This is a genomic window from Singulisphaera acidiphila DSM 18658 (genome assembly GCF_000242455.2).
In the GTDB taxonomy this organism is placed as follows: Bacteria; Planctomycetota; Planctomycetia; order Isosphaerales; family Isosphaeraceae; genus Singulisphaera; species Singulisphaera acidiphila.
This window is the reverse complement of the sequence record NC_019892.1, coordinates 4,126,243-4,139,237: the sequence shown is the minus strand read 5'-3', so window position 1 is coordinate 4,139,237 and position 12,995 is coordinate 4,126,243. Positions and strand designations below refer to the sequence as shown.

9 protein-coding genes and 1 pseudogene are annotated in these 12,995 nt (G+C 63.8%); 3 read left to right on the top strand and 7 right to left on the bottom strand.

The genetic code is table 11. The features are described from left to right. Positions 1-7 precede the first annotated feature (7 nt). Positions 8-1,129, bottom strand: coding sequence for an ABC transporter ATP-binding protein (locus SINAC_RS16230; RefSeq protein WP_015246721.1), 1,122 nt, complete (start codon positions 1,127-1,129; stop codon positions 8-10). A 330-nt stretch (positions 1,130-1,459) separates the two neighbouring features. Between SINAC_RS16230 and SINAC_RS16225 the strand changes: the two genes are divergently transcribed. After that, on the top strand, positions 1,460-2,779 hold the full coding sequence (locus SINAC_RS16225; RefSeq protein WP_015246720.1) for a DUF1501 domain-containing protein: 1,320 nt from the start codon (positions 1,460-1,462) through the stop codon (positions 2,777-2,779). Positions 2,780-2,970: 191 nt separating this feature from the next. On the opposite strand, the gene SINAC_RS16220 is transcribed toward SINAC_RS16225, so the two are convergent. Further along, on the bottom strand, positions 2,971-3,306 hold the full coding sequence (locus SINAC_RS16220; RefSeq protein ID WP_015246718.1) for a hypothetical protein: 336 nt from the start codon (positions 3,304-3,306) through the stop codon (positions 2,971-2,973). A 254-nt stretch (positions 3,307-3,560) separates the two neighbouring features. On the opposite strand from SINAC_RS16220, the gene SINAC_RS16215 reads away from it, so the two are divergent. After that, the gene (locus SINAC_RS16215; RefSeq protein ID WP_015246717.1) at positions 3,561-5,993 is read left to right on the top strand and encodes a glycosyltransferase family 39 protein; all 2,433 of its coding nucleotides are present in this window, start codon (positions 3,561-3,563) and stop codon (positions 5,991-5,993) included. 18 nt (positions 5,994-6,011) lie between these two features. Here the strand turns inward: SINAC_RS16215 and SINAC_RS16210 are convergent, their stop codons facing one another. The 3 genes from SINAC_RS16210 to SINAC_RS16200 form a co-directional block, all read right to left on the bottom strand. Next, complete coding sequence (locus SINAC_RS16210) at positions 6,012-6,551, bottom strand: GNAT family N-acetyltransferase (protein WP_015246716.1); 540 nt, start codon at positions 6,549-6,551, stop codon at positions 6,012-6,014. A gap of 123 nt (positions 6,552-6,674) precedes the next feature. After that, positions 6,675-7,904: an MFS transporter gene (locus SINAC_RS16205; protein ID WP_015246715.1), complete on the bottom strand. Its 1,230-nt coding sequence runs from the start codon at positions 7,902-7,904 to the stop codon at positions 6,675-6,677. Further along, on the bottom strand, positions 7,904-8,467 hold the full coding sequence (locus tag SINAC_RS16200; RefSeq protein WP_015246714.1) for a hypothetical protein: 564 nt from the start codon (positions 8,465-8,467) through the stop codon (positions 7,904-7,906). Before SINAC_RS16200 ends, SINAC_RS16205 begins: the two co-directional genes overlap by 1 nt. A 188-nt stretch (positions 8,468-8,655) precedes the next feature. On the opposite strand from SINAC_RS16200, the gene SINAC_RS16195 reads away from it, so the two are divergent. Next, the gene (locus tag SINAC_RS16195; protein WP_015246713.1) at positions 8,656-9,786 is read left to right on the top strand and encodes a pyridoxal phosphate-dependent aminotransferase; all 1,131 of its coding nucleotides are present in this window, start codon (positions 8,656-8,658) and stop codon (positions 9,784-9,786) included. Between the two features lie 98 nt (positions 9,787-9,884). Here SINAC_RS16195 and clpX read toward each other — a convergent pair. After that, a pseudogene (gene clpX, locus SINAC_RS41890) lies at positions 9,885-11,263 on the bottom strand (ATP-dependent Clp protease ATP-binding subunit ClpX). A gap of 348 nt (positions 11,264-11,611) precedes the next feature. Next, a complete protein-coding gene (gene mutY / locus SINAC_RS16180) occupies positions 11,612-12,811 on the bottom strand; it encodes an A/G-specific adenine glycosylase (protein WP_015246711.1) in 1,200 nt (399 codons plus the stop codon). Positions 12,812-12,995: the final 184 nt, after the last annotated feature.

Sequence of the window (12,995 nt, the reverse complement as noted above, 5' to 3'; positions counted from 1 at the left end):
GGTCGTGTTACTGGAGGACCAGGCCCGTTTCGGCGTCGAACCAGGCGGCGTGATTAGGGTCGATGCGAATTGGGACTTGATCGCCGACCCGAATCGCAGTGCCGGGAGAAATTCGCAGACTGAGCGGGTGCGGCCCGAGGTCGAGTGTCGCGATCGTTTCGTGCCCGAGCGGCTCGAGTCGGCGCACCTCGGCGGACGCATTTAGACGGCCAGGCTCTGCGGATTCACCGTTTGCCAGGGCGATCTGCTCGGGTCGAACCCCGAGGTCGACCCGGGTCGGTTTCCGGTTACGAAGCGACTTGGTCCAGTACGAGCCAAGCTCTGCCGTCCAGGCGGACTCGCTGGGTGTGTCCATGACCTGAATTCTGGCCGATTCGTTCGACCATTCGACTGCGCATGGGAGAATATTCATCGGTGGGCTGCCGATGAACCGGGCGACGAACCGGCTCGCTGGGTGGTGGTAGACTTCCAAAGGGGTTCCCACTTGAACCACCCGCCCTTGGTCCATCACTGCGATTCGGTCCCCCATTGCCATCGCTTCGGCCTGGTCGTGGGTGACGTGGATCATCGTCGTACCGAGTTTTCGGTGAAGATCGATGAGCTCGGCTCTCATCGCGGCGCGGAGCGGGGCATCGAGGCTCGAGAACGGCTCATCGAGCAGAAATGCGCGGGGCTCACGGACGATCGCACGCCCGAGCGCGACCCGCTGACGCTGGCCCCCCGAGAGTGTTGCCGGCCTGCGATTGAGGAGTTCGTCTAGGCCGAGCCGGGCCGCGACCGCCGTGACTCGCTTCCCAATCTCCGTCTTCGGGAACCGTCGGGCACGCAGGCCGAATGCCAGGTTTTCCGAGACTGAGAGATGGGGATAGAGCGCGGGGGTCTGAAACACCATCGCAACGTCGCGATCCGCCGGGGCCAGCTCATCGGCCCTCGACCCGCCGATCCAGAGTCCTCCCGTGGTGGGCGTTTCCAGTCCCGCGATCAGCCGTAAGAGTGTGCTCTTCCCCGAACCCGACGGGCCGACCAGCACGAACAGTTCGCCATCCCCGATGTCGAGGTCGATCGCCGAGACCGCCGAGATCCCCCCCGGATAAGTCTTCGTGAGATTCTTCAGAGCGACCTGAGCCAACGGCTCTCCTCCCCTTGCGGTGGCTTGAATCCGGGCCGACCATTGCCTGGGCGACTCAGATTATACCGTTGCCGGGGGCTTTGGGGGGATTCTCGCATGTATGTTAACCTGGAAATTTGGAGGAGGCCGGCCTACTGGTTGGTGGATCGTGACCAGGCCATAATTCAGGATTTGCCGGGTACACACCCTTCAAATCCATGACGATGATTCTTGTTGCTCCAGGCCAGGGGCAGTGTTAAACTTTATTTAAAAGTATGGTCGATGAGATCATGCACGGAATCCAGAAAATCGTGATCCGACGCTCGACTTTTCTGACGAGGGAGTGGCCCGATGTTTCTGCTCAAGAGTGGGTCGAACCGGGATTGTGACGGGGTGACTCGGCGCGATGTTCTCCGAGTTGGATCGCTCTCGGCGTTTGGGCTGGGTTTGCCCGAATTTCTGCGGGCTCGGGCGATGGCGGGGTCGCCGGGCAAGGATGTCTCGTGCATTCTCCTCTGGCTTCAGGGGGGGATCAGCCATATTGATAGCTTCGATCCCAAGCCCGAGGCGCCGGCCGAAATCCGAGGCGAGTTCGGAGTCATCGATACCAACGTCGCCGGCATCCAGGTTTGCGACCCGCTGCCCAGGCTGGCGCAGCACCAGGATAAGTTTTCGATCCTCCGCTCGCTGAACCCGCGCAATGGATCGCACGGCGTGGCCGACGCGTACATGATGACGGGCCATCCGTTCAACCAGTCGGTCACCTTTCCCGCGTTTGGGGCGGTCGTTGCCAAGGAGAAGGGGGATCGCAACAGCATGCCCCCCTATGTGCAACTGGGCGTGTCGATCGACCAGCGGTTCGGCGGCGGCGTGGCGGGTTTCCTGGGGGATCAGTACAACCCGTTCGTCCTCCCCGGCGATGCCTCGAGCCCTAGCTTTACCGTCCGCGACGTGACCTTGCCCGGCGGCGTGAACCCTGAGCGGTTCCAGCGCCGGATGAAGGTGCTGGAAACGGTTGACACCTGGCAGGCCCAGTTCGAGTCGAGTTCCTCGGCTCTCGAAGCAGCCGACACGTTTTATGAGAAGGCATACAACCTGGTCACTGCCCCCCAGGCGAAGAAGGCGTTCGACATCGGTCGCGAAGACCCTCGGATCCGCGACCGCTATGGTCGGCATTCGTTGGGCCAGGGCTGTTTGCTGGCGCGTCGGCTGATCGAGTCGGGCGTTCGGTTCGTCACCGTCACCGATGGTGGTTGGGACACGCATCAGAACAATTTCAGCTCGCTCAGAGACCGGCTGCTTCCGCGACTCGACTCGGCGCTCTCCGGCCTGCTTCAAGATCTCTCCGACCGTGGCATGCTCGAGTCGACCCTCGTCCTGACCTTGAGCGACTTCGGCAGGACGCCGAAGGTCAACCCCTCCGCAGGACGCGACCACTGGTCCACGGCCGGCATTGCGCTTCTGGCAGGGGGAGGGATCCGCACCGGGGTGGCGGTGGGACGCACCAACGCGCTGGGGGAGCAGCCGACCGAGGCCCCGTACTATACGGAAGACCTCGCCGCAACGCTCTACCGCAGTCTCGGTATCCCGCTCGATACCACGCACATCACGCCGGACGGTCGCCCGATCCAGATCAACTACGATGGGCGTCCGATTCGAGAACTCGTCTGAGTTTTTCGTGACGTTGCGTTTGAATCTCAGGTGGCCGATTTCGGCCGTCTTTTTGGCAGAGGTGTGAGGTCGAGCCGCAGGGGGCTCACTTTGCGGGCGGAATGATGAAGCAGGGCGGAGTCGCTGGATCCGCGAAAAAAAAAGACGAGGACGAATGACCGGTCGATGCCGGTCATTCGCCCTCGTTTGGCTCAGAAGCCCTGGCCTGAGGGGAAAATCGTGGGGGTTGCGCAGGGGGCGCAGGTGGGGGCGGCGTAGGCGACCGGGGTTGCGCAAACCTGCTTCTTGTGGCAGAGGCCGCTGAAGAGCTTCTTGCGGGGGCGGAAGCAGGTCGGGGCTGGCGCACAGGTCGGGGCCGGCGCACAGACCGGGGCGGGCGGGGGACAGGGGGCGACCACAACGGTCTGGACCGGTGCGCAAGTCGCGGGGGTCTTGCAACGCTTCTTGTGGCAAGCGCTGGCATCGCTGCTCAGCAGGAGGGTGCCGAAGAGACCGGTCAGGGCCAGGGTCAACAGTTGTCGTCGCATGGACTTGGCTCCTAGATTACTTCATACTCAAACTCAGGACCTCACGGGAGGTCCGGCAATGCGAGTCTTCCGACTGGGCAATCTGAATGCCCTCTCGAAGGATAGAATAAAACAAGAATCGCATTCCTGCAACGAATTTTCTTCAACATGGGAAAATTAGGTGGGATAGGCCGTGTTGTTTGCATGTTGCTAGTCTATGGATCCTTGGATTTCAGGTGGCATGGTTCGACCAGGCATGTGCGTAAGTGAGCGTTATGGCGAATTCTGAGAGCAACCAAACTGACGGGAACGAGCCGGCCCGGCTGTCCGGGACGTGGTGGTGGGTGGCCTGTGGGGTTGTGCTGGTCGCAGCCCTCGCGGCGACTCTGCCGACGACGGGGGACATCGGGCTGACCTGGGACGAACCGGCCTACCGGTACAGTCAGATCATGTCAGCCCAGTGGTGGGAGCGGCTGGCGCAGGCGAGGTCGGGTGCGGAGGTCTCGGCCCTCGTCGATCCCGACGTTCTGCTCTACTATTGGCCGTATGGCCGGCACGGGATCAATTTTCATCCTCCGCTGGCCGGGCAGTTGAATCTGGCGACGCATGCACTCTTTGGACGTTGGGTGAAGGATATTCCGTCGCGGCGGTTGGCCTCGGTTTTCGAATATGCCCTGACGATCACGATCGGTTTCGGGTTCCTGGCGCGGCGGTATGGGGCGTGGGTCGGTGGGGTCATGGCGGGGGCCTTGCTGTGTATGCCTCGAGTCTATGGGGACGGCCACATCGCGGGGACCGACATGCCGGGGCTCTTGCTCTGGGCGGCCACGGCCCTGGCGTTCTGGAAGGGACTCTACGAACCGGGGGGGAGGTGTTGGCGCATCCTGGTGGGGGTGCTGATCGGACTGGCGTTCGTGGAGAAGATGGCGGCCGTGCTCGTCATCATCCCCCTGCTCGCCTGGCTGGTCTTCAGCCACCTGCCGAGGGCGTTCAAACGGGAGGGGGGAGGAAAGGCTGCCTGGATCGATGGCGTGCTGACGACCCTGGCGATGCTTGTCCCGCTGGGAGTCGCCTTCGTGGAGATCCTCCGCTTGAAGGCGAAACTCCCCACTCCATCGACCACGAACCTTTTTCTCGCCCGACCGCCGAGCGTTGTGCCCGGCCTGATTCTGGCTGTCCCGCTGCTGGTCTGGTTCTTTCGTCGGCTGCTTGGACGGGTTTATCGAGGGAGCCCGGTCTGGGGCATGGAGCGGCCGGCGATTGAGACCTGGACGGCGATCTTGGCGTTTGCGCCCGTCGTGAGCTGGCTGGGTAACCCGGCCTGGTGGCGTGAGACGCTGCCGAGGTTGGCCCACTATTATATGCTCAACACCGATCGTCGCGGGTCGCTTCCCGATATCTGGATCCTTTACCTAGGCCAGCTCTACGAATTCAGCCTTCCGTGGCACAACGGCTGGGTCTTGATCGCCGTCGTCACCCCTGCGGCGATCATTTTCGCATCCATGGCCGGTATGATTTACGCGATTCGGGTCGCGCGACAAGATCGCATCCCGCTCTACTTCCTGATCCACTTCCTGACCTGGCCGATCCTCCGGATGCTGCCGACTCCGGCACACGACGGGGTCCGTCTCCTGCTTCCGGCCTTCTTCTTCATGGCGGGGCTTGCCGGTTGGGGGACGGTCTGGGTGGCGGACGGCCTGGCGCGGCGACTTGGCGCGCGCGTCGTCTGGACTCGGAGCGCACTGGCTGGCCTTGTTCTGCTGACCTCGGGCTGGCAGTTGATCAAGGTCCACCCGTTCGAGCTTTCGTACTACAACGAGCTTGTCGGTGGGCCGAAGGGGGCGAGGGACAAGGGTTTCGAGTTGGCCTATTGGTACGACGCCTTCAACCCGTCGGCGATTACGGCAATCAACGAGCTCCTGCCGCCGGGGGCCGCCGTCGGCTTTTTCACGGGTAAGGTGGAGGCCCCCACGTTCTCGGAGCTTCAGTCGTTGGGGGCCTTGAGAGGGGACATCGACCTTGGGATGAAGGACTCGACCAAGTTCCCGTATGGTTGGCTGCTCACCCAGGATGCCAAAGCCTCTTCGCAGTCCCGGCTCTTGTTTGCCATGAGGCCGTTTTACTCGCTTGCCCCGGCGCAACTGGATCGACTGAGGGTCGCGTCGGTCGCCGATCCGGTGGCCGTCTCGCGCGCCGTGGCGTTGAATCTGCTCGCCTCGGCCCCGGGCGAGCCGGCTCCTCACGTCGAGAGCCCCGAGTGGGTGCAGCGATCTACCCCCTGGTTGGGTCGGTTCTGGGGAGAGGGGCTCACCAAAGCGCCGATCCCACAGGTCAATGAACCACTATTCGAGTGGGCTCGCGACGATGCCAACGGCTTGCGCGCGGCCGCACAAGCCATCGTCGCGGCCGCGCCCGCGATCGTGAAAGGGGAGCACGTCGTCCTCAACCCGGGGGCCTCGGCGCTTCTGGCCGTTCTGACCCGGTTCGACAGTCCAGCCTCGCCCGACGGTCAGATCCCAGCACGCCGGTTCGCGAACCCGCTCCTCGGGACCCGCCCCGAAGCGCTCACCGAGGCTGTCGCGATAATCATCGCTCGTCCCGAAGCCGTGCGGACGGTGCTGACGCGTTATGCCTACACCGACGCGGCCGCGATCGGCGGCTATTTGGATCAGGACTTCGCCGCACCGCCTGCAAAATCCGGGCGTTGATATTGAGACTATGGGCGGCTACCGTGGGCGAGTCGTGCGGTAGAGCACGTGCCGCCGTAACGGGTGACCCTCGGGAAGGACCGGATGATCGAAATCGTCGGCGGGTAACCGCGACATCCCGATTCGCTCCATGACGCCCCTTGAACGTCGGTTCGCCGGCACTGTGAACGACACGATCTCATCGAGCGCGAGCTGCCGGAAGCCGAAGTCGATGGCGGCCCGCGCGGCCTCGGTCGCGTAGCCGAGGCCCCAGTGCGCGCGAGCGAGGCGCCAGCCGATTTCGACGCAGGGTGTGAAGTGCGTCTCGAAGGCCGGCACCGAGAGGCCGACGAACCCGATGAAGTTGGCGACACCTGGGACTTCGACGGCCCAGAACCCGTAACCGCGACGGGCGAAATGGTCGCGGATCCGAGTGGCCATGGCGTCACTCTCTGCGCGGTCCAGCGTCTTCGGGAAAAACTCCATGACCTCGGGGTCGGCGTTCATCGTGGCGAAAGCCGGAAGGTCTTCGTCGCGCCAGGGACGAAGGTGAAGACGGGGCGTCGGTGGGGGCGTCATCACTCACTCCGCTCGTGGGCAGTGATCTCAAGGCTCGGCCGGGCCGGTGGATCGAGCGTGGGTTGCGAGACCCAAGCACTCTGAATTTGGCTCGGCGCGAACCTCGATCCAATGACTGGAGAATTACGCGTTTGCCTGTTCGTTGCCGACGGCCAGGGGCTCGCCGAGCTCTTGGTTGGGTCGATGGGATCGGGCGGCGGTCAGGGCGAGTAAGAGAGCGACCGCGCTGATCGCGGCGGCCTCCCAGAAGGGAGATGCCGGGCCGCTTCGCGCGAGCAGGAGGTTGGCGACGACGTAATTCGCCATCCGCGCCAGGGTCTGGGCCGACGAGAGGACGCCGAAGACGGCCCCTTGTTCGCGGTTGGGCGTGATCCGGGAAAGGAGGCCGGTCACGGTCGGGCTGGCCAGACCTTGGCCGACCCCCACGATCAGGGTCGCTCCCAGCAATGCGGGGACGCTTTCGGCCAGAGCGAGGGCGACGAATCCGAGCCCCACCGTGGCCACGCCGACGACGATCAGCCTCGGTTCGCCGTACTTGGGGACCAGGCGACGGATGAAGCCCCCTTGCACGAGGGCGCTGACGAGTCCGAGGAATGAGAAGCCAAAGGCGGCTCCACGCGCCTCCCAGTGGAACCGTTCGCGGAGGAAGAGGCTGAACGTCCCTTCGAGTGCGGCGAAGGCGAGGACGACGAGCGATCCCAGGACCACGAGCCGGCCCACGCCGGGGAGCGTCATGGTGTCGACGATCCCGCGCCAGCTCACGACCCGCGCGGCCTGTCGGGCCTGGGTATCCTGGGGGAGTGACTCGGGCAGTCGGGTGAAGACGAGGACCCAGGCGAGTGTCGAGAAGGCGGCCGCTACCAGGAAGGGGATCCTGAGTCGTAACGCCGGATCGACGGGCAGCTCGAGCAAGAGGCCCCCCATGAGCGGCCCGAGCACGAAGCCGAGGCCGAACGCCATACCGATCAGGCCCATGCCGCGAGCCCGGTTCTCCGGCTTCGTAACGTCGGCCACGTAGGCCTGGGCCACGAGGATATTGCCGCCGGAGGCCCCGTCGAGCATTCGGGCCAGGAGCATCACGGTGAAGTTGGACGAGAGGCCGAGGATCAAGAACGAGAGCGCTGTGCCCGCCTGGCTGACGATCAGGACCGGTCGACGGCCGTAGCGGTCGCTCAGGCGGCCGAGGATCGGGCCCGCCACGAGCTGGCACATGGGATAGGCTGCGAACAGCAGGCCGATCTGCCCTCCTGAGAACCCGTATTGCTTGGCGAAGGGCGCAAGCAGAGGCATGACAATGCTGAAACCGAGCAGATCGATCAGGACGATCGTAACCACGACACCAAGCGGAGACATTAGCGGCGGTCCTCCCCCGACGCCACTTCCGCGGCGACATTAGCTGATTCGGGCCCATAGCGGGCCTCGCGCATCTGGTCGGCCCGGGCCTTCACTTCCAGAAGGAGCCGGGCTTGGGCGACGATCACCGCGTATTCGACGGCAAAGGCCCCGAGGTTGAAGGCAATGGTCGCAGCGGCGATTCCCAGGTGCCAGAGTGGATTCAACCCCTGCGTGTCCGCCGCTGCGCCCAGCCAGGCGGTGATCGCGATCAAGGTCATGCTCCAGAACTCGAAGCGAAACGCCTTCCGCTTGTTCTTCTTCGCCTGGTCGTTGATCCAATCGGGGAGTTGGTAGACTCGAACCACCTCCTTGGCCCATTTACCGGTAGCCAGGAAGTAGGTGTAAACGATCGAATGGACGCCGAGCGTCGCCATGGTTGTGAACAAGGCGAACAGCAAGTGAATGCCGCGCCAGATCGAACCCGGCCCGCGCGGCTCGCCGGTGGCTAGCAGACCGAGGACAAAGCTGGTGATCAGGAGGGAGCCGTCGGTGACGGCGAGCACGAGGAAGTAGCGAAGCATTGCATTGGGCCACTCAGCGGAGCATTGCTGCGAACCTTCTGCCGAGGTCGATCGCTCTAAGGTACGCGAATGCTCCCGGTTTTGGCAACGTGACGCCCCTCACGACCCATAGCCGGGCGCGTTATAATTCTTCTCCCTGGATCTCTTGTGACTATCGAACCCCTTTGCCTTGAGGCGGAGCCGCCAACGTGAACGACGCCTGGATCGCCGACCGGATGAAACAGATCGAAGCCTCGGGGATCCGCAAGGCGTTCGACATGTCGAAGTCCATGAAGAACCCGATCAACCTCTCGATCGGACTCCCCGACTTCGATGTCGCCCCGCCGGTCAAGGCGGCCACGATCGAGGCGATCGAGCAAGGCCGCAACGCCTACACGCTCACCCAGGGAATCCCCGAGCTTCGAGGCAAACTGCAAAGCGCAGTCGACACCGAATTCGGTCATCAGGACCGGCAGGTGATCGTTACCTCGGGCACGTCGGGCGCCCTCTTGCTGGCGCTTTCAACGGTGGTCAATCCGGGGGACGAGGTGATCGTCTTCGACCCCTACTTCGTCATGTACGGCAACCTCGTGGCGCTGGCGGGGGGGACCACGGTGCTGGTCGACACCTACCCCGACTTTCGGATCGACGTCGAGAAGGTCAGCGCCGCGATCACGGGGCGGACCAAGTGCATCATCGTCAACTCGCCGGCCAATCCGACGGGCGTGGTCGCCTCGGCCGAGGAAATCCAGGCGCTCGCGACGCTCTGCCGCGAGCGGGGCATCCTGCTGATCAGCGACGAGGTCTATCGTGCCTTCTGCTACGATGACACGTTCGCCACCCCCGCAACCTGGAATGATCATGTTCTCGTCGTCGACGGCTTCAGCAAGGCCCACGGCATGACCGGCTGGCGGCTCGGGTTCGCCCACGGCCCGGCACGCTTGATCCAGGAGATGGCCAAGCTTCAGCAGTTCAGCTTCGTCTGTGCTCCGAGCCTGGTCCAGTACGCCGGAGTCGTGGCTCTCGACCAAGACCTCGATGCCCGGGTCGACGCCTATCGCAAGAAACGCGACGCCGTGGTGGAGGCGCTCTCAGAGAGCTTCGATCTTGCCTGTCCCGCAGGCGCTTTCTACGCCTTCCCGCGCGCCCCTTGGGGAACGGCGACCGAGTTCGTCGCTGAAGCGATCCGCCGCAACCTACTCATCATCCCCGGCAACGTCTTCAGCAAACGCGACACCCACTTCCGGATCTCTTACGCCGTCGATGACACGACGCTGGCGCGCGGCCTCGACATCCTCCGTGAGATGGCGCGGACTCCGGTGACCACCCAGGCAAGCTAACCACGGTAAGCCGATTTGAGCGGGGAGACGACACACGACGATCAGGCGAAGGGATCGCGCTGATCGTCGTGTGTTCGTTTTCGGCGTTTTTCTTCGGCTCAGGCGCTTTCCTTCTTGCGCTCCGAGGTCGACTTGGCGGGGGTCAGCGGGAGCGGAGGCGTGTCGAAGAGGTTCTTTTCCTTGCGGACGACCTCGGGGGTCACCACGAACCGCCCCTTCTCTTTGGCCGAGCGATCGGGCAACTCGTACATGATCTCGAGCATGATCTCTTCAACGATCGATCGCAGACCACGAGCGCCTGTGTCTTTGGCCTTGGCCTTCTTGGCGATCTCGATCAGGGCCTCGGGGGTGAACTCGAGGTCGGCCCCTTCCATCTCGAAGAGCTTGCGGTACTGCTTGACCAAGGCGTTGCGGGGCTCGGTCATGATCTGGACCAGGGCGTCGACGTCCAGCGGCATGAGCGGGCAGACCACCGGGAGGCGGCCGACGAACTCGGGGATCATGCCGAATTCGAGGATGTCGTCCGAGGTCACCTTGTCGAGCAAGGAGCCGAGTTCAACGTTGTGCTCAGCCTCGGACTGGCTGCCGAAGCCGATGGTCTTCCGGCCGACGCGGCGGGCGATCAGGTTTCCAGGCCGACGAAGGTGCCGCCGCAGATGAACAAGATGTTCGTCGTGTCGAGCTGGATGTACTGCTGCTCGGGGTGCTTGCGTCCCCCTTGGGGCGGCACGTTGGCCACTGTTCCTTCGAGCATTTTCAGGAGGGCTTGCTGCACCCCTTCGCCCGAGACGTCGCGTGTGATCGACACGTTGTGGTTCGTCTTGCCGATCTTGTCGATTTCGTCGATGTAGATGATCCCGCGCTGGGCACTCTCCAGATCGAAGTCGGCGGCATGGAGCAGCTTCAGGAGGATGTTCTCGACGTCTTCACCGACGTAACCGGCTTCGGTCAGCGTGGTCGCGTCGCCAATGGCGAAAGGAACGTTGAGGATCCGGGCGAGGGTGCGTGCCAGGAGGGTCTTGCCACACCCGGTCGGGCCCATCAGCAGGATGTTCGACTTGTCGATTTCGATCGAGCTGTCGGCATCTTCGCCATGCACCAACCGTTTGTAATGGTTGTGAACGGCGACCGAGAGGACCTTCTTGGCGCGGTCTTGATCGATGACGTAGGCGTCGAGCTGTTCCTTGATCTCACGCGGGGTCGGAATGTCGGTGAAGAGGGTTTTGGGGACGCCTCGCCGCCGCCGCTCTTGGTCGAGGATCGACTGGCAGAGTTCAATACATTCGCCACAGATGTAGACGTCGCCGGGGCCCTCGACGAGGGGGCCGACGTCGCGATAGCTCTTACGGCAAAACGAGCAATACGCGTTCTTCTTGTTGCCACCGGTCGTGCTTGTCGGAGCACTGCCACCGCCGCCGCCGCGCTTGCCGCCGCCGCCCGACGACCCACCACCCGTGATGTCCTTACCCGATGGCATGCATAATCCCTTTCGCCCCCCGTTGGGGGAGACGCCCTGCCGGCGCAAAAGCGGCCGGGCGGTGAGTTTGGGTCTGCTTCAGTCTTGCGGTGGAGCGTCCTAATCCCGCGGCATTATTCAGGTTGAGAAGTGGGCCGTCGACGTAGCCGCTTCCTGCGGCGGCCCAATCCAACAACGGCCGCCTCAAGATCATCCATTCCACCGGTCTCTTGAAAGAGATCAAGAGCACCCTCGTCATCCGCCAACTGACCCATTCTAGAGTACGATTTCACTCCGAGCAAGGCCGTCGGAAGGAATCGAGGCGCGAACGAGGCGCTGTTACGGATACTTCGCGGCGGCCGGTTTGTGTCATGCGTCCGACTCGAAATTTGCGAATTCCGCCTCGTGTTTTGTCACCCAGGAGACGAGGCGCCGGCTCGCCGCTCCAAAGGTGTACGCCGCCAGTTTCTCGGGAGCTTCCCAGACCGCTCGGACCAGTCCGGGACCTGGTTTCAGCTCTTCGCTCAGCCCGGTCGCCGCGCAAGCATCAAGCTTGACGCGATGCTTGGTCACGCTATACCGGACGGTCTGCACGACCGGCCCGACTCGAACTCGGGCACCGGTGAGTCGACGGATTCCCTCAGCCAGATCCACCGGTTCGGCAAACGACCGGCCCGCCGGATCCACGCCGTTGAGGTGGATGGTCGGAAATTCCCAGAAGTGCTCCCAGAGCCGCCCAGGCCCGCGCTGGACGATCAGGACTCGACCGCCACGAGCAACGAGACCGCACGCTTCGGTTACCTCCAGTGGAGGGGGCTTGGGCGTGGTCGTCGGCACGAGATCCTGGATTCCAAGGAGACGTGCTCCGCATTCGGCGGCAACCGGGCAGACCAGGCAGCTTGGCGAGCGTGGAGTGCAGAGAAGGGCGCCGAGCTCCATGAAGGCCTGGTTGAAGACGCCGGCTCCTTCGGGGGGGACGAGTTGTTCGGCGGTCTCCCAGAGCTTGGCCTGAGTGCGGCTGGACTTCAAGTCTTCGCGCCAGGCCAGCCAGCGTGCGAGCACGCGCTGGGTATTCGCCTCGACGATCGGGGCCGGCTGATCGAAGGCAAACGAGAGGATGGCCCCGGCGATGTAGCGGCCGACTCCCGGCAAGGCCCGAATTGCGTCGGGGGTTGTGGGGAACGATCCCCCGTGCTCGTTCACTACGGCTCGGGCCGCCGCGTGAAGTTGTCGGGCTCGGCGGTAGTAGCCCAGCCCTTCCCAGGCCTTGAGCACCTCGGTTTCGTCCGCAGCGGCGAGAGCCTGGACCGTGGGGAACTGGTTCAGGAACCGCTCGAAGTAAGGGATCACGGCGGTGACCGTCGTCTGGACCAGCATCATCTCCGAGACGAGGACGCGGTAAGGGTCCTGATCCGCTCGCCAGGGCAACGGGCGTTGCGCATGCTCGTACCAGGCGACCAGCCGCTCTCGCACGCGGGCGACCCATTCCGGGTCGAGGTCGGGACTTGTTTGGGGCCCGGTTACGAGCGGACTCGTCTTTTCGATCTTCGGCTTACGGGTGCGTCCCACGGAACCCCGGCTCCCTCGATCCGGGCCGCGCGGCGGCAGCAATGCCGCTCGCGCCAAGCCCTTGTGGCCCATTGTAGACGCCGGATACCACGGGGTCCGTGATTCGGAACCCGTGTTCCACAGGCCAAGGGTGCTCCCGTACCGGTTCCAGGTAACGGAACAACCGGTGGCACCCGGAAATATG